At 74.2% G+C, this 15999-nt stretch carries 21 protein-coding genes; 14 read left to right on the top strand and 7 right to left on the bottom strand.

What is annotated here, in order from left to right:
• The first annotated feature begins 2 nt into the window (after positions 1-2).
• From ACIF8S_RS20390 to ACIF8S_RS20420, 7 genes are all read left to right on the top strand, one after another.
• A complete protein-coding gene (locus ACIF8S_RS20390) occupies positions 3-269 on the top strand; it encodes a gas vesicle protein GvpG (RefSeq protein ID WP_093765955.1) in 267 nt (88 codons plus the stop codon).
• Positions 266-949 carry a DNA primase gene (locus ACIF8S_RS20395; RefSeq protein ID WP_400000581.1) on the top strand — a complete coding sequence of 228 codons (684 nt, stop codon included), beginning with the start codon at positions 266-268 and terminating at the stop codon, positions 947-949. Before ACIF8S_RS20390 ends, ACIF8S_RS20395 begins: the two co-directional genes overlap by 4 nt.
• Entirely contained in the window at positions 946-2259 is a 1314-nt protein-coding gene (locus ACIF8S_RS20400) for an SRPBCC family protein (RefSeq protein WP_400000583.1), read from the top strand. Before ACIF8S_RS20395 ends, ACIF8S_RS20400 begins: the two co-directional genes overlap by 4 nt.
• Positions 2256-2618, top strand: coding sequence for a gas vesicle protein (locus tag ACIF8S_RS20405; RefSeq protein ID WP_349800154.1), 363 nt, complete (start codon positions 2256-2258; stop codon positions 2616-2618). Before ACIF8S_RS20400 ends, ACIF8S_RS20405 begins: the two co-directional genes overlap by 4 nt.
• Entirely contained in the window at positions 2615-3394 is a 780-nt protein-coding gene (locus ACIF8S_RS20410) for a GvpL/GvpF family gas vesicle protein (RefSeq protein WP_400000585.1), read from the top strand. Before ACIF8S_RS20405 ends, ACIF8S_RS20410 begins: the two co-directional genes overlap by 4 nt.
• Positions 3391-3579 (top strand): gas vesicle protein, encoded by a 189-nt coding sequence (locus ACIF8S_RS20415; RefSeq protein WP_024883840.1) that lies wholly within the window; start codon positions 3391-3393, stop codon positions 3577-3579. The genes ACIF8S_RS20410 and ACIF8S_RS20415 overlap by 4 nt, the downstream gene beginning before the upstream one ends.
• A 113-nt stretch (positions 3580-3692) precedes the next feature.
• A complete protein-coding gene (locus tag ACIF8S_RS20420; protein WP_400000790.1) occupies positions 3693-4025 on the top strand; it encodes a gas vesicle protein K in 333 nt (110 codons plus the stop codon).
• A gap of 34 nt (positions 4026-4059) precedes the next feature.
• Here ACIF8S_RS20420 and ACIF8S_RS20425 read toward each other — a convergent pair whose 3' ends face one another.
• Positions 4060-4881, bottom strand: a complete 822-nt coding sequence (locus ACIF8S_RS20425; RefSeq protein ID WP_400000587.1) for a methyltransferase domain-containing protein — start codon at positions 4879-4881, stop codon at positions 4060-4062.
• 160 nt (positions 4882-5041) lie between these two features.
• On the opposite strand from ACIF8S_RS20425, the gene ACIF8S_RS20430 reads away from it, so the two are divergent.
• A complete protein-coding gene (locus tag ACIF8S_RS20430; RefSeq protein ID WP_400000589.1) occupies positions 5042-6661 on the top strand; it encodes an ABC-F family ATP-binding cassette domain-containing protein in 1620 nt (539 codons plus the stop codon).
• 15 nt (positions 6662-6676) lie between these two features.
• Here ACIF8S_RS20430 and ACIF8S_RS20435 read toward each other — a convergent pair whose 3' ends face one another.
• Complete coding sequence (locus ACIF8S_RS20435) at positions 6677-7789, bottom strand: Vms1/Ankzf1 family peptidyl-tRNA hydrolase (protein ID WP_400000591.1); 1113 nt, start codon at positions 7787-7789, stop codon at positions 6677-6679.
• Between the two features lie 61 nt (positions 7790-7850).
• Between ACIF8S_RS20435 and ACIF8S_RS20440 the strand changes: the two genes are divergently transcribed.
• On the top strand, positions 7851-8138 hold the full coding sequence (locus tag ACIF8S_RS20440) for a DUF6158 family protein (protein ID WP_400000592.1): 288 nt from the start codon (positions 7851-7853) through the stop codon (positions 8136-8138).
• 88 nt (positions 8139-8226) lie between these two features.
• On the opposite strand, the gene ACIF8S_RS20445 is transcribed toward ACIF8S_RS20440, so the two are convergent.
• From ACIF8S_RS20445 to ACIF8S_RS20455, 3 genes are read right to left on the bottom strand one after another with little or no spacing between them, the layout of a single operon-like run.
• Positions 8227-8772 (bottom strand): type 1 glutamine amidotransferase domain-containing protein, encoded by a 546-nt coding sequence (locus ACIF8S_RS20445; RefSeq protein ID WP_400000594.1) that lies wholly within the window; start codon positions 8770-8772, stop codon positions 8227-8229.
• Between the two features lie 29 nt (positions 8773-8801).
• Positions 8802-9287, bottom strand: a complete 486-nt coding sequence (locus ACIF8S_RS20450; protein WP_400000596.1) for a CBS domain-containing protein — start codon at positions 9285-9287, stop codon at positions 8802-8804.
• 28 nt (positions 9288-9315) lie between these two features.
• Positions 9316-9708, bottom strand: coding sequence for a DUF2795 domain-containing protein (locus tag ACIF8S_RS20455; RefSeq protein ID WP_400000597.1), 393 nt, complete (start codon positions 9706-9708; stop codon positions 9316-9318).
• A 258-nt stretch (positions 9709-9966) separates the two neighbouring features.
• Here ACIF8S_RS20455 and ACIF8S_RS20460 point away from each other — a divergent pair, with 258 nt between their 5' ends.
• The 5 genes from ACIF8S_RS20460 to ACIF8S_RS20480 all read left to right on the top strand — a co-directional run bounded on the left by ACIF8S_RS20460 (position 9967) and on the right by ACIF8S_RS20480 (position 14556).
• Complete coding sequence (locus ACIF8S_RS20460) at positions 9967-10107, top strand: hypothetical protein (RefSeq protein ID WP_199785221.1); 141 nt, start codon at positions 9967-9969, stop codon at positions 10105-10107.
• A 148-nt stretch (positions 10108-10255) separates the two neighbouring features.
• Positions 10256-11065 carry an RNA polymerase sigma factor SigF gene (locus tag ACIF8S_RS20465; RefSeq protein ID WP_400000598.1) on the top strand — a complete coding sequence of 270 codons (810 nt, stop codon included), beginning with the start codon at positions 10256-10258 and terminating at the stop codon, positions 11063-11065.
• A 132-nt stretch (positions 11066-11197) separates the two neighbouring features.
• On the top strand, positions 11198-12091 hold the full coding sequence (locus tag ACIF8S_RS20470; protein ID WP_400000599.1) for a hypothetical protein: 894 nt from the start codon (positions 11198-11200) through the stop codon (positions 12089-12091).
• Between the two features lie 177 nt (positions 12092-12268).
• Positions 12269-13516 (top strand): aminotransferase class I/II-fold pyridoxal phosphate-dependent enzyme, encoded by a 1248-nt coding sequence (locus ACIF8S_RS20475; RefSeq protein ID WP_400000601.1) that lies wholly within the window; start codon positions 12269-12271, stop codon positions 13514-13516.
• The gene (locus ACIF8S_RS20480) at positions 13513-14556 is read left to right on the top strand and encodes an MBL fold metallo-hydrolase (protein ID WP_400000603.1); all 1044 of its coding nucleotides are present in this window, start codon (positions 13513-13515) and stop codon (positions 14554-14556) included. Before ACIF8S_RS20475 ends, ACIF8S_RS20480 begins: the two co-directional genes overlap by 4 nt.
• Before the next feature lie 9 nt (positions 14557-14565).
• Here ACIF8S_RS20480 and ACIF8S_RS20485 read toward each other — a convergent pair whose 3' ends face one another.
• Positions 14566-15219, bottom strand: coding sequence for a DedA family protein (locus ACIF8S_RS20485; RefSeq protein WP_400000605.1), 654 nt, complete (start codon positions 15217-15219; stop codon positions 14566-14568).
• Positions 15216-15989 (bottom strand): MBL fold metallo-hydrolase, encoded by a 774-nt coding sequence (locus tag ACIF8S_RS20490; protein ID WP_400000607.1) that lies wholly within the window; start codon positions 15987-15989, stop codon positions 15216-15218. The genes ACIF8S_RS20485 and ACIF8S_RS20490 overlap by 4 nt, the downstream gene beginning before the upstream one ends.
• Between the last annotated feature and the right edge of the window lie 10 nt (positions 15990-15999).

Raw genomic sequence — 15999 nt, forward strand, 5'->3', positions numbered from 1 at the left:
ACATGGGCCTGATCTCGGAAGTGCTGCTGCTGCCGCTCGCCCCGGCGCGCGGCGGCGCCTGGGCCATCCGGCAGGTCCTGCAGGAAGCGGAACGCATCTACTACGACCCCGCGACCATCCGTGCCGAGCTGGCCCGGCTGGAGGAACTGCTGGAGGCCGGGGAGATCACCGAGGAGGAGTTCGACGAACAGGAGGACGCACTCCTGGACCGGCTGGAGATCGCTACGCGCACGGGCGCGGGTAATGGGGACGGGACGGCACAACGATGAATCGAACGGGAATGGGCCTCGCCATCGGGGCCGGGTATCTCCTCGGACGGACCAAGAAGCTGAAAATGGCGCTGGCCGTCGGCGGGCTGGTGGCGGGCAAGAAGCTCAATCTCAGCCCGCGGGCGGTCGCCGACCTGCTGCAACAGCAGCTGCGCGACAACCCGCAGTTCAAGGAGCTGGGCGACCAGGTCCGCGGTGATCTGCGCGGCGTCGGCAAGGCGGCCTCCGGCGCACTGGTCGAGCGGCAGATCAGCTCGCTCGCCGACCGGCTGCACGGCCGCACCGCCGAGGTGCGCGGCCGGCTGGCCGGGGGCGGCGCCGAGGACCGGGACGAGGAGGACGAGGACACCGGCACCTCCGAGGACCGCGACGCCGAAGACGCCCAGGACGCCGAGGACACCGGGAACGCCGACGACACGGACGACAGCGACGGCGCGGAGGAGTCCGGCGACCGGGATGACGAGCCGGAGGCCGGGCGGAAGGCGCGGAAGGCGGCCGGCAAGGCTCCGGCCCGCAAGTCCGCCCCGGCGAAGAAGGCCGCGCCGGCGAAGAAGGCCGCCTCCGGGCGGACGGCACCCGCGAAGAAGACCGCCGCCAAGAAGACGGCCGCGAAGAAGAGCGCGTCCGCATCCGGCGGCGGCGCCCGTTCCCGCAGCTCGAAGGGAGGCGGTGAGCGATGACCGAGACCGTGGGAAAGGCCACGTCCGCCGCACGTGACGGTGCGGACGGCGCCACGAGGAACCCCCTGTCCGACATCGCCCACAGCGAGGCCGCGGACCGGCTCAAGAGCGAGGTCCAGGACTACCTCGCGGCCCAGGCCACCCGGCTGCTGAGCGGGGTCGGCCAGAAGCTGGGCGAGACCACCGGCAAGCTCAACGACATCGCCGAGGGCAACAGCCCCGGCTTCGCCAAGCTCGCCGCCGACGGCGGCAAGAAGCTCGCCGAGGGCAAGGGCCCCCTGCGCACCGCCGTGGAACTCGGTGCCACGCGCGCCAAGGACAACGTCAAGGGCGCCCTGCAGAATCTGGGCGGCGGCAAGGGCAAGCGCAAGAAGTCGTCCGGCAACAAGCCGACCGTGATCATGGAGTACATCGACGTCGGTGTGCCGCTGCGCACGGCGTACGACCAGTGGACGCAGTACCAGGACTTCAGCACCTTCGCCAAGGGCGTCAAGAGCGCCAACAAGTCCGACGACACCACCTCGGACTGGCAGGCGAAGATCTGGTGGTCCAGCCGCAGCTGGAAGGCGTCGACCTCCGAGCAGGTCCCCGACGACCGCATCGCGTGGTCCACGGAAGGCGCCAAGGGCACGATGAAGGGCGTCGTCTCCTTCCACAAGATCGCCGAGAACCTGACCAGGGTTCTGATGGTGATCGAGTACTACCCCTCGGGCTTCTTCGAGAAGACCGGCAACATCTGGCGCGCCCAGGGCCGCCGCGCCCGGCTCGACCTGAAGAACTTCGCCCGCTTCATCACGATCAAGGGCGAGGCCGAGGACAGCTGGCGCGGCGAGATCCGCGAGGGCGAGGTCGTCAAGAGCCACGAGGACGCCGTGGCCGAGGAGGAAGAGGAGCAGGGCGCCGAGGGCGAGCAGGAGGACTCCGGTTCCGAGGACCAGGACGGCGAGCCCGACGCCGAGGCCGAGGACGCGTACGACGACGAGGACGCGGAGGACGACGGCACCGAGCCCGAGGACGCGTACGAGGACGAGGAGGCCGACGAGGACGGCACCGAACCCGAGGACGCGTACGAGGACGAGGACGGGGAGGACGGCGGCACCGAGCCCGAGGACGAGGCCGGCGGCACCGAGACCGACGACCCGTACGAGGACGAGGACGAGGAAGCCGCCGACGGCGAGGACGACGACTACGAGGAGGGTGTGCCCCCGGAGGAGGACTACGAGGACGAGGACGACGACGAGTACGAGGACGACGAACCGGCCGAGGACGAGGCCGGGCACGAGGAAACCGAGGGCCGGAGCCGCCGATGACCACCCCCAGCCGACTCCCCGACCCCTATGGCCAGGGCAGCAGCGCCAACCTTGCCGACATCCTGGAGAGGGTGCTGGACAAGGGCGTGGTGATCGCGGGCGACATCCGTATCAACCTGCTCGACATAGAACTGCTCACCATCAAGCTGCGCCTCGTCGTCGCCTCCGTGGACAAGGCCAAGGAGATGGGGATCGACTGGTGGGAGTCCGACCCGGCGCTCTCCTCGGGCGCCCGGCGCGACGAACTCGCGCGTGAGAACGCCGAGTTGCGCGAGCGCCTGGCCCGGCTGGAGGAGCTGGCGCCGCGTCGCGGCGAGGAGCAGCTGGAGCCGCGCCGCACGGAGGAGGAGACCCCGTGACCGGACTGCGCTACGTGTACGCGGTCTGCCGTCCCTTCGGCACACCGCTGCAGGCCCAGCTCACCGGGGTGGCCGGCGACCCGCCCCGGCTGGTGCCGCACCACGACCTGGTGGCCGTGGTCAGCCATGTGCCCGAGGAGGACTTCGCCGAGGGGCCGCTGCGCGCGCACCTGGAGGATCTCGACTGGCTGACCGCGGTCGCGCGGGCGCACCAGGGGGTGATCGACGCGCTCACCACCGTCACCACGCCGCTGCCGCTGCGGCTCGGCACCGTGTTCCGCGACGACAGCGGCGTACGGTCGATGATCGAGGAGCGCGAGGAGAACTTCCTGCGGCGGCTGGACCGGCTCGAGGGCCGGGTCGAGTGGGGCGTCAAGGTGTTCCTGGAGCCGCAGGGCGAGCCGGAGCAGGCCTCCGCGCCCGCGCCGGCGGCGATGTCCGGACGGGACTACCTGCGACGGCGCCGCCAGCAGACGCGGTCGCGGGAGGACCAGTGGCAGCAGGCCGAGACCTTCGCCACCCGGCTGCACGGCACGCTCGCCGAGTTCGCCGAGGACTCCCGGCTGCACGCGCCGCAGAACCCCACCCTGTCCGGCGCCCGCGGGCGCAACGTGCTGAACGCCGCCTACCTGGTGCCGCGGGGGGAGTCGGAGCAGTTCGTGGAGCAGGTGGACCGGACGAAGGACGACGTCCCCGGACTCCGGGTGGAACTCACCGGGCCGTGGGCGGCCTACTCCTTCGCCGGTGAGGAGAACGCCGGGGAGGAGGGCTCGTGACCGTCGTCGAACGGCGTGAGATCGCCCTGGTCGACCTGCTCGACCGGCTGCTGGCCGGGGGCGTGGTGATCACGGGCGACATCACGCTGCGGATCGCGGACGTCGACCTGGTCCGCATCGACCTCAACGCGCTCATCAGCTCGGTGAACCAGCAGGTCCCCTCGCCCTTCGAGGAGTCCCCTTGACCGACGAACCGCGCCACAAGGCGCCCCACGCGCCGCGCCACCACACGCCCGACGCGCCGCAGCCCTTCACCGTGTCCGACGTGGACGCGGACACCTTCGACGGAGGGCCCGCCCTGGCGCCGGAGACGTCCTTCGACGCGCGCCCGGAGCCACGCGAACCGCACGCCAGCCGCCGCCGCCGGCTCGACCTGGAGCCGGACACGGTGGAGCGCGACCTGGTGAAACTGGTGCTGACCGTCGTGGAACTGCTGCGTCAGCTCATGGAACGCCAGGCGGTGCGCCGCTTCGACGAGGGCGACCTCACCGAGGAGCAGGAGGAGCGGGTCGGACTGACCCTCATGCTCCTGGAGGACCGGATGGCCGAGCTGCGCAACCGCTACGGCCTGCGCCCCGAGGACCTCAACCTCGACCTCGGGCCGCTCGGCCCGCTGCTGCCCCGGGACTGAGTCCCGGGGCGGCCCGCCCCTTCCCGTCCGCCGGTCAGACGTCCTTGCGGCAGAGGATCTCGCCGTGCAGCACGGCGAACCAGCCGTCGTCCCGGGCACCCCACTCCCGCCACGCGTCGGCCACCTGGGCCAGCCGATCGTGGGTGGCGTACCCGGAGTCGACGGCCCGTCCCGCGTACGCGGACGCCACCGTGCGGTCCGCCCACAACCCGCTCCACCAGGCACGTTCCTCCGGTGTGGAGAAGGTCCAGGCGCTCGACGTCGCGGTGACGTCGGTGAGCCCCGCGGCCAGTGCCCACGCCTTGAGGCGCCGGCCCGCGTCCGGCTCGCCGCCGTTGGCCCGCGCCACCCGCCGGTACAGGTCCAGCCAGTCGTCCAGGCCGGGCGAAGCGGGATACCAGGTCATCGCCGCGTAGTCCGCGTCCCGTACGGCGATGAACCCGCCGGGTCTCGTCACCCGGGCCATCTCGCGCAGCGCGCGCACCGGGTCGCCCACGTGCTGGAGCACCTGGTGGGCGTGCACCACGCAGAACGTGTCGTCGGGGAAGTCCAGCGCGTGCACGTCACCCACCGCGAAGCCGGCGTTCGTGAGGCCCCGCTTCCCGGCCTCCGCCCGGGCCCGCTCCAGGACGCCCGGCTCCCGGTCGAGACCGGTGACGTGCCCCTCGGGCACCAGCGCCGCCAGGTCGGCGGTGATGGTGCCGGGCCCGCAGCCGATGTCCAGGATCCGCATGTGCGGCTTCAGCGCCCCGAGGAGGTACGCGGCCGAGTTCCCGGCGGTGCGCCAGGTGTGCGAGCGCAGCACCGACTCGTGGTGCCCGTGCGTGTAGACGGCGGTCTCCCGTGCGTGCGGCATGACAGGCCCACCCCTTCCACTGTCGTAGGAGGACGTCCACGCTACGCGCGACGGTCGCATGATGAGACCCACGTCTCATGATGCGGGACAGATGCCGGGGCGGGACGGGCCGTGGGAAACCCGTTTGCCACCGGCCGCGGGCGCCCCGCAGAATCGCGCCATGGGTCACCTGGAAGCCGCGCACATCGAGTACCACCTCCCCGACGGGAGGGCTCTCCTGGGCGACGTGTCGTTCCGGGTGGGGGAGGGCGCCGTCGTCGCCCTCGTGGGACCCAACGGCGCGGGCAAGACCACCCTCGTGCGCATCCTCTCCGGCGAGCTCACCCCGCACGGCGGGAACGTCGCCGTCAGCGGCGGCCTCGGCGTGATGCGCCAGTTCGTGGGCTCGGTACGCGACGAGACGACCGTGCGCGACCTGCTGGTGTCCGTGGCGCCGCCCCGCATCCGCGAGGCCGCCCGCGCCGTGGACGCCGCCGAGCACGCCATCATGACGGTCGACGACGAGGCCGCCCAGATGCGCTACGCGCAGGCCCTCGCCGACTGGGCCGAGGCCCAGGGGTACGAGAGCGAGACGCTGTGGGACATCTGCACCACGGCCGCCATGGGGGTCCCCTACGACAAGGCCCAGTGGCGCCAGGTCCGCACCCTCTCCGGCGGTGAGCAGAAACGGCTGGTGCTGGAGGCGCTGCTGCGCGGCCCGGACGAGGTGCTGCTCCTCGACGAGCCGGACAACTACCTGGACGTGCCCGGCAAGCGCTGGCTGGAGGAGCGCCTCGCGGAGACCCGCAAGACGGTCCTGTTCGTCTCCCACGACCGTGAACTGCTCGCCCGGGCCGCCGAGAAGATCGTCTCCCTCGAACCGGGGCCCGCGGGCGCCGATGCCTGGGTGCACGGCGGCGGCTTCGCCACCTTCCACGAGGCCCGGCGTGAGCGCTTCGCCCGCTTCGAGGAGCTGCGCCGCCGCTGGGACGAGAAGCACGCCCAGCTGAAGAAGCTGGTGCTGACCCTGCGTCAGGCCGCCGAGAACAGCCCGGACATGGCGTCCCGTTACCGCGCCGCCCAAACCCGGCTGCGCAAGTTCGAGGAGGCGGGCCCGCCGCCCGAGCCGCCGCGCGAGCAGGACATCCGGATGCGCCTCAAGGGCGGCCGTACCGGCGTCCGCGCCGTCACCTGCGAGCAGCTCGAACTGACCGGCCTGATGAAACCCTTCGACCTGGAGGTCTTCTACGGCGAGCGGGTCGCGGTGCTCGGCTCCAACGGCTCCGGCAAGTCGCACTTCCTGCGCCTGCTCGCGGGCGAGGACGTCGCGCACACCGGGACCTGGCGGACCGGGGCGCGCGTGGTGCCGGGACACTTCGCGCAGACCCACGCCCACCCCGAGCTGCTGGGCCGCACCCTGCTCGACATCCTGTGGACCGAGCACTCCCAGGACCGGGGCGCCGCGATGTCCCGGCTGCGCCGCTACGAGCTGACCCAGCAGGCCGAGCGCACCTTCGACCGGCTTTCCGGCGGACAGCAGGCCCGCTTCCAGATCCTGCTGCTGGAGCTGCAGGGCGTCACCGCCCTGCTCCTGGACGAGCCCACCGACAACCTGGACCTGGAATCGGCCGAAGCCCTCCAGGAGGGCCTGGAGGGCTTCGAGGGCACGGTCCTCGCCGTCACGCACGACCGCTGGTTCGCCCGCTCCTTCGACCGGTTCCTGGTCTTCGGCAGCGACGGCAGGGTCCGCGAGACACCCGAGGCGGTCTGGGACGAACGCCGGGTGGAACGCGCCAGGTGACCCGCGGCGGGCGGGTCACCTCCAGCGCAGCAGCGCGCCCAGCCCGCCGACCGGCGCGTCGCCGCCCGCGTCCGGCGCCGCGGTCACCGAGAGGGCGGGCGCGTCCGTCGTCACGGCCGACCGGATCAGCGCGTCGTCCGCGCGTGCCGCCCAGGAGTTCTGCTCGCCGAGGATCTTGAGGTCGGTGCGCCGGACCGCCAGCTGGTCCGGGTCCTCGCCGATCCACACCTCGCGGTGCGCGTCCGGCCCGTCCGGCCGGATCAGCAGCTCCTCGATGCGGTGCTCCCGGGCCGCCTCCACCAGCGCCGGCACGCCCTCCACGGCACCCGCCCGGCCCTCGTCGTCGGGGCCGCGGGCGGCCAGGAACCGCTCCAGCTCGGCCGCCGTACGGTCGCGCACGTGCCCGGCGCGGATCCGCTCCACGTCCTCGTCCAGCAGCCGGCTCCCGGCGCCGTGCGACGCCTCGGCGACCATCCCTCGCATCCGCTGCGGCAGCCGCTCGCGCACCGTGCGCCGCTCACGGTCGTCACCCACCAGGATCGCCAGGTCGGCGCCGGTCTCCTCCTGACAGACGGCGAGCGCGTCGGCGATCTCCGCCGCGTTGTGCTCCCAGGTGTTCTCCACCCGCAGCTGGAAGTGGCGCACCGACCAGTCGCCGGTGGCGGTCCGGTGCAGTGGGTGCTGCTGCCCGGTGACCCCGCCGGCGTCCTCCCGGCCGAGCGCGCTGCGCAGCTCGAACTCGGCGCCCGCGCGGTCGACGTACGCCACGACGCACACCGGGTCCTCACCGGCCAGCTCCAGCAGCGGCGCGACCCGGGGCAGGGGCGCCCACTCGGCCCCGTCACGCCGCGGTGGCCGGGCCAGCGACGGGTCGAGCACCACCTCGCCGTCCCGGGCGAACAGGGCGCGGCCGTGCGGTTCGCCGGAGTGCCGCAGCTCCTCCAGCGCCTGCCGCACCGCCGTGCAGGTGGCCTCGTCGGCGCCCTGCCCTGCCAGTTCCCGCGCCATCGCCTCGGCGGTGAGCCGGCGTTCGTGCGGGGTGTTCTCCGTGTGCCGGGAGGTGTCGACGTAGACGGAGGCCCAGGGGCCGGGACGGTCGTAGAGCGGGTTCAGGAATGCGAGGTCCATGGGTCCCTCCCGGTTGCCGTTCGGGGTGGTGCCTGTGCCGCCGGGCGGGTACCCGGGGGCCATGAACGCACACGACGAGCGGGGCAGCACGATGACCGGAGTCGACCCGAACCGCCTGGACGACCAGCAGCTGATGAAGGAACTGGAGACCATCCACCGCACGCGTCACGACACGCTGCTGTACGGCTCCAACGACGCGCTGCGCGCCCACAACGAGCGGATGGCCCAGCTGGAGGGCGAGTACCTGCGGCGCAACCCGAGCCGCCCGGTCGCCCCGGGCCGGACCCGCGAGGGGGCCCGCGAGCGCGGCGCGGCGGACTCCGCGACACCGACCGCTTCGGGCACCTGAGCGCGAAGCGCCCGGGCGGATACGTGAACGCGAAACGGGAGTCCCGCGCGGGACTCCCGTTCTCTCCTGCCGCCCAGGCGGCGACCGCCTAGGCGGCGCGCTCCGCCGTGAAGACCTCCAGGAAGGTCTCGCAGAAGGCCTTCAGGTCGTCCGGCTTGCGGCTGGTGACCAGCTTGTTGGACCCGTGGTCGCAGACCTTGACCTGCTCGTCGACCCAGGTCGCGCCCGCGTTGCGGAGGTCCGTCCGCAGGCTCGGCCAGCTGGTCAGCACGCGGCCCCGTACGACGTCGGCCTCGATGAGGGTCCACGGCGCGTGGCAGATCGCGGCCACCGGCCGGCCCTGCTCGAAGAAGTCACGGACGAACGCGACGGCCTTGTCGTCCATCCGCAGGAAGTCCGGGTTGGCGACCCCGCCGGGCAGCACCAGCCCGTCGAAGGAGTCCGCCGACGTGTCGCCGACGACCTCCTGCACGGGGAAGGTGTCCGCCTTGTCGAGGTGGTTGAACCCCTGGATCTCCCCGGACTGCGTCGACACGAGGACGGGCTCGTGCCCGGCCTCCTCGGCCGCCTTCCAGGGCTCGGTCAGCTCGACCTGCTCCACGCCCTCGGGTGCGGTCAGAAATGCGATGCGCATGATGGTGCTACGTCCCTTCGTTCGGTTCGTCAGTCGTTCGGTTCGTCGGTCGGTCGGTCAACCGGTCGGTCGGTCGTCCGGTTCGTCGTTCGGTTGCCGTCGTCGGGTTCCGCGCGGCTGATGTCGGCGAGCGCCGACTCCGGGTCCCGGGCCTCGGCCAGGTCGCCGAGCGTCACCAGGCCGACGGGCAGACCGCCCTCCACCACGGGGATCCGGCGCACCGCGTGCTCCCGCATCAGCGCGACGGCCGAGGACACCGGGTCGTCCGGGGCGAGGGTCAGAGGGTCCGGCGTGCATACCGACTCCACGCTCACCCCGAACGGGTCCCTGCCCTCGGCGACCGCCCGTACGGTGATGTCCCGGTCGGTGACCACGCCCACGACGCGCTGTCCGTCGGCCACCACCACGTCGCCGATGTTCTGGCCGCGCATCAGCCGCGCCGCCTCGACGACCGAGGCGTCCGGCCGTACGGCCACCACCCCGGGGGTCATCACGTCCTTCACGTACCGGGCCATGGTCAGCGGGCCTCCCTGTGCCGGACCGTCATGCCGTCTCCGTCTCCCGGGACCGGATCAGCGCCTCGGCCAGCTCCTGGACACCGGTGTACCGGTCCTTGCGCGGCAGCCGCTCCAGTGCCTCGACGAGCGCGTCGGGGGCGTGCCGCCGGTCCAGGGCACGCATGAGTTCACGGGGGCCCGCGGGGAAGACCCCACGGCCCAGGATCCGGGCCAGTTCCAGTCGCGTCGACTCCAGCGACGTCGGACCGCGGCCCGGTGTCACGGGGCCGCGCGCGACCTCCGGGTCGTCGTCGGCGACGGGCTCCGGGTCGTGCCACTCCTCGGTGCGGGTCGGGTGCCCCGACCGCAGCAGGTCCTGCAGTTCGTGCTTCATCTCGTCGTCACGGTGGACGCTGAGCCGGTCACTGCCTCGCTGCATGTCTCCCTCCAGGTCCTTCGGGGGTGCCGACCGCGTACCCGAGGAGCGCGGGCCGACACCGGTACAAGGGCCGCGATCCGGGACGGATCCGAGCCGGGACCGGAGTCGTCCTCCGGACGGCGGTCCCGCCCCTGACCGGGGGGAACCGCGCAGGACCGGGCAGGACCGGGCGACGGCCGCGGATCGCCGGGGTTTGGCGCCGGGACGCCGGGAGACCCGGAGCGCACGCCCCCCACGCGGCTTCCGGAAGGACCGGCCATGGCGGTGCTCGCCCTGCTCGTCCCGTCCCTCATGCTCGGCGTGATCCTGATGCTGGGCCGCTACGAGGACTTCGTCCTGCCACCCCGGGAGGCCGATCCCGAACCACGCGAGTCCCCCGCGGGACGTTTGCGCGGCTGACGCGGGGGCAGGCGGTCTTGAAGTGCTTCGGACAGGAGGCACGTCCGTGGTGGCGGAAAACCCCGCCGCGGCGCCCCTGTCCCCGGCGGGTGCGTCCGCCACGGTGACCGTCCGTCCCCGAGCACCTCCGAGGGAGCTGCGACGCACCATGCGCACCCGAACCGGCGCCAAGGCGCATCCCCACGACGACGCACCCGACACAGCGGCGGCCTTCCTCAGGCTCGCCGCACTGCCCGAAGGGCCCGAGCGCGACGCGCTGCGGGACGAGATCGTGGAGGCCTGGCTGCCCATGGCGCACCGCCTCGCCGGACGGTTCCGCAGCCGCGGCGAGAGCTACGACGACCTGCGCCAGGTCGCCGCCCTGGGTCTGCTCAAGGCCGTCGACCGGTACGACCCCGAGCTGGGCAACGCCTTCGAGAGCTACGCCGTGCCCACCGTCACCGGGGAGATCAAGCGGCACTTCCGCGACCACATGTGGACCCTGCACGTGCCGCGCCGCGTCCAGGAGCTGCGCAACCGTGTCCGGCACGCCGCCCAGGAGCTCTCCCAGACCGTCCAGGGCCGTGCCCCCACCGTGAGCGAGATCGCCGAGTGCGCCGGACTCACCGAGGACGAGGTGCGCACCGGACAGGCGGCGTCGGAGAGCTTCAGCGCGCTGTCCCTGGACGCCGAGTTGCCCGGCAGCGACGACGGCTACTCCCTGAGCGACGCCCTGGGCGGTCCCGACCCGGCGCTGGACACCGTGGTCGACCGCCAGGCGGTCAAGGACCGGCTGGCCGAGCTGCCGGAGCGCGAGCGGGCGATCCTGTACATGCGCTTCTTCGACGACATGACCCAGAACAGCATCGCCGAGGAGCTGGGCCTGTCCCAGATGCACGTCTCCCGGCTGATCACCCGCAGCTGCGGCCGGGTGCGGGAGCAGGTCATGGGCGACATGGACGACACCGACGAGGAGTGACCGCCCTTCACCCGCACGGGCGTGTCCGGTCCCGCCAATGGTGCCCGGCCGCGCGCGGGCCGGAGGCGGGCGGGCTGTGATGGCACCGGGACGACCGACGTGTCCCAGCCGCCGCTCGAAGGAGCCCGCACCATGCGCCGCACCGCCCGTGCCCTGTCCGTCGCCGCCGTCGCCGGCACCGTCCTCGGCGCGCTCGCACCGGCCGCGTCCGCCGGGACGGCCCCGGGCGGCGTCGGCGCGTGGAGGACCGCCCCGCCCTCGCCGTGCGCGTCGCCGACCGGCGGACACGGCCGGCCGGGGCACCCGTCGTGGAGCGCGGCGCCGAGCCCCGTGCAACCGGGCGCGCACGACGTCGAGGAGTACGAGGCGGAGACCCTCGTGGAGGAGTTCACCGAGGCGGACCTCTACGGCGCGACATCCCTCGACGCCTCCGAGGGCCTCGTGCCCGAGGAGCCCGGGGAGGCGGACCCGCTCGCGCCGGAGTCCGCGGCGGAGCCGCCCGCGGCCCCCGACACCGCCTGGGAGGAGCTGATCCCCGGCGCCGACGCCGAGGAGCGCGCCGGGTCCCCGGGCACGGCAGGCGCACCCGGAGCGGCGGGTACGGCGGCGGGTCCCGCAGCGGTGGACCCCGGTGCCGCGAACCCGTACGCCGAGGATCCGTACGCCGCGGATCCCTACGCGGCCGACCCGTACGCGGCGGACCCCGGGACCATGGACCACAAGGCGCCTCCCCGCACGGCCGTGGACCCCGAGGCCACCGACCCCGGGGTGGCCCCGCTCCGGACCACCCCGCCGAAGCCCACGCCCTCGCCCACGCACAAGCCCACCTCCTCGCCCAGGCCCACGGAGACGCACGGCACGCCCTGCCCGTCGCCGACCGCCCACCAGGGCGTCCAGGCCGGCCGGGGCGGCGCCTTCACCGACTCGGTGCCCGCCCAGGTCGCGGGCGGTCTGCTGATGGCGGGCGCGATCGGCGCCGCCGCGCACCGTCTGCTGCGCAGGCGCGGCGGCGGAACGCATGCCTGACCTCTGGCCCCTCGGTCCCGCCGCCCTGTCCCGTGGCCCCGTCCGCCGTGCCGCGCGGCGCGCGATCCGGCACCGTGCTCATGACGGGCCGGTCACGGGGTACTGAGTTCGCCGAGGGCGGCACGAGCGGACGCCGGGACACGGCACCGGGGCACCAGAAACTGCGCGGAGGTAGGGATGCGGCGGACGGAACCGCAAGGCCACGGCCCGGTCCGCTTCGGGCCGCCGCTCCCCGACGACGGGCTGCCGGTGCTGCCCGAACTGGCCGGCGTCCTGGCGGCGGCCGCCGCGCGCGGCGGGGCCGAACCGGTCGGCGGCGGTGCCGCCCTGCTCGACGCCGCCTGCGGCCACGGGGACCGGCGCGGACTGCCCGCCGTCCCCGACCGCACCGCCCTCGCCCCCGGCGCGCCCGCCCTGCTGACCGCGCTGACCGCCGCCATCGACGGCGACGTCCTCGTACCGAGGCCCTGCGCCTCCTGGTGGCCGCCGTACGCGCGTCTGCTCGGCAGACCCGTCTTCCACGTGCCGACCCCCGCCGAGAGCGGCGGCGTCCCCGACCCCTACGCCCTGCTGGAGACCGTGCGCCGGATGCGCGCCGAGGGCCGCGCCCCGCGCCTGCTGGTGCTGTCCGTGGCCGACGACCCCACGGCGACCGTCGCCCCGCCCGAGCTGCTGCACGAGACCCTGGAGGCGGCGGCCGGCGAGGGGCTGCACCTGGTCAGCGACGAGACCTGGCGCGACACCCTGCACGACCCGCACGACACGGTGCTGCTGAGCCCCGCCGAGATGCTGCCCGACCGGGTCACCGTCGTCACCGACCTCGCCGGTTCGCTGCTCCCGCCGGGCTGGCCCGCCGCCGTGGCCCGCTTCCCCGCGGGCGAGGAGGGCGCCGCTCTCCACGCGCGCGTGCTCGACGTGCTCACCGCGCTCGACGCCCGGGTGGCCGCCCCCGTCGCCGCGGCCGCCGGATACGCGCTGTCCGAGCCCGAACCCGTCACCGCGCGCGTCGCCGCGACCGTCCGCGTGCACGCGCGCGTGGCCGCCGCCGCACACCACGCCGTGGTGTCCGCGGGCGCCCTGGCCCGCCCCCCGCGGTGCGGCCGGCACCTCTACGCCGACCTCACCCCCCTGGCGCCCGGGCTCTCCGAGCGGGGCATCGGCGACGCCCAGGAACTGGAGGACTTCCTCACCGCCCGGCTCGGCATGCCCGCGCCGGGCGGCCACCGCTTCGGCGACGACTTCGAGGCGCACCGCGTACGACTGTGCACCGCCCCCCTGCTGGGCGGGAGCCCCGAGGAGCGCGCGCGGTGCCTGGACGCCGACGACCCGACGGAACTGCCACAGGTGCGACGCGCGTTGAACCATCTGACATCGGTCTTCGACGATCTCCGTGACGACGCTCGGCGATGGGAGTCCTCTCGATGACGCAGCGGCACGAGTCGACCGGAACGACCTCCACGGCGGGGGACGCGGGGCCCCCGTCCGGCGACTCCCGCCCCCCACTCGCCGCGCCGCGCCCGCTCGCCGAGCGCCGGGTGTGGCCCCGCGCCTTCCACGACCGGCTGACCGCCCCGCTGCCCGGGCTCAAGGCCTTCGCCCGCTTCGCCCGTGAGGGCGCGGTACGGCCCACCCCGGAGGGCCTGGCCGGCATCCCCGACCTGCCGTACGCCCCCGGTCCGGTGCCGGACGTGGACGCCCGAACGCTGGCCGTGACCTGGGCGGGCCACGCCAGCTGGGTGGTGCGGATCGGCGGGCTCACCGTGCTCACCGACCCGGTGTGGTCCCGGCGCATCCTCGGCACCCCCGCCCGCGTCACACCCGTCGGCGTGGCCTGGGAGGCGCTGCCGCGCGTGGACGCGGTCGTCATCAGCCACAACCACTACGACCACCTCGACGCCCCCACGCTGCGCCGGCTCCCGCGCGACACCCCGATGTTCGTGCCGGCCGGTCTGGGCCGCTGGTTCCACCGCCGCCGGTTCACCCGGGTCACCGAGCTCGACTGGTGGGAGGCGGCCGAACTGGACGGTGTGCGCTTCGACTTCGTACCGGCGCACCACTGGTCCAAGCGCACGCTGACGGACACCTGCCGTTCGCTGTGGGGCGGCTGGGTGCTCACCGGCCCCGACGGCCGGCGGGTGCACTTCGCCGGCGACACCGGCTACGGGCACTGGTTCTCCCGCATCGGCCGCCGCTATCCGGGCATCGACCTGACCCTGATGCCGATCGGCGCGTACGACCCGCGCTGGTGGCTGGCCGACGTGCACTGCGACCCGGAGGAGGCGGTCCGCGCGGCCCAGGACCTCGGCGCGCGCCACATGGCGCCCATGCACTGGGGCACCTTCGTGCTCTCCGCGGAACCGGTCCTGGAACCCCTCACCCGGGTCCGCGACGCCTGGGAAGCGGCCGGGCTGCCCCGGGAGCGCCTGTGGGACCTCCCGGTGGGCGGATCGCGGGTGATGGAGTGACCGGCGGCGTCAGCCCGCCGGAGTGCCGCGCATCCGCCGCCACAGCCCCGGGGCCACGCTGATCAGCACGGTCAGCACGACCGCCGCGAGCACCCCCTCCCAGGGCTCGTCGAACAGCGAGCCCCCGAGGACGCCGATCAGCTGGTAGGTCGCCGCCCAGGCCAGACAGGCCGGCAGATTGCCGCGCACGAAACGCCGCAGCGGCCACTTCGCGACCAGACAGGCCAGCATCACCGGCAGACGTCCGGCCGGCACCAGCCGGGACAGCACCAGCACCGCCACCCCGTGGTCGGCGAGCTTCTCCTGGGCCTGCGCCAGCCGCTCCTCGGGGGCCCGCTCCCGGATCGCCTCCAGCCACCGCGAGCCGTTCTTCGACGTCATCCCGCGCCGCCCCAGCCAGTACAGCGCCACGTCGCCCAGGAAGGCGGCCAGCGACGAGGTCAGGAAGACCATCGCCATCGCGTAGGGCGACGTCTGGTGGACGGCGACCACGGCCGCCGAACTGACCAGCGCGCCCGTCGGCACCACCGGGACCAGCGCCCCGATCAGCACCAGCAGGAACAGCGAGGGGTACCCGATGGCCTGCTGGGTGGACTCGGGCGCCACGGCCGCCGGCGGCACCAGGACACCGGCCGCCTGACCGAGGGCGGCGGCAGATATCACCGCGTGACCCCCAGGCGCACGCTCTCCCCGTGCCCGAGCCGGTGCACCACCGCGTCCGGCGCGTACCGGGCGGCCAGGCGCTCGAACTCGTGCCCCGGCGCGTGGAATTCGTGCGGGCGCACCGCGTCCATCCCGATCGGCCAGTACGTGCCGTAGTGCACCGGCACCGCGCTCGCCGCGCCCAGCAGCGCCAGCGCCTGGGCCGCCCGCCCCGCGTCGAGGTGCCCCTCGCCCAGGTGCGGGCCCCAGCCGCCCACCGGCAGCAGCGCCACGTCGACCGGGCCGACCTCCTTGGCCATCTCGTCGAACGGGCCGGTGTCCCCGGCGAAGTAGGTGCGGGCCTCGCCCTCCACCACGAACCCGAGGGCGGGCGCGCGGTGGCGGCCCACCGGCAGCCGCCGCCCGTCATGGCGCGCGGGCACGGCCCGCACCACCAGCGGGCCGACGGTCGTCTCGTCACCGGGCGCCACCTCGCTCACGGCGAGCCCGGTGAGCCGGCGCAGCCCCGGCACCGCGCGGAGCGCGCCCCGGGGCACGAGCACCCGGGTGCCGGGCGCGAGCCGGGCCAGCGACGGCAGGTGCAGGTGGTCGGCGTGCAGATGGGACACCAGCGCCACGTCCGCGCGCAGCGCCCGGGGCGGCGGCACCGCACCACGCCTGCGCCGCAGATGCGCCAGCCGGCGTGCGAACAGGGGGTCGGTGAGGACGCGTGTGTGCGCGTCCTCCAGCGTGCAGGTGGCGTGTCCCCACCACGTGACCTCCACCGGCACCTCTTCGCCT

It is taken from the genome of Streptomyces sp. NPDC085937 (assembly GCF_044540535.1).
GTDB lineage: Bacteria > Actinomycetota > Actinomycetes > Streptomycetales > Streptomycetaceae > Streptomyces.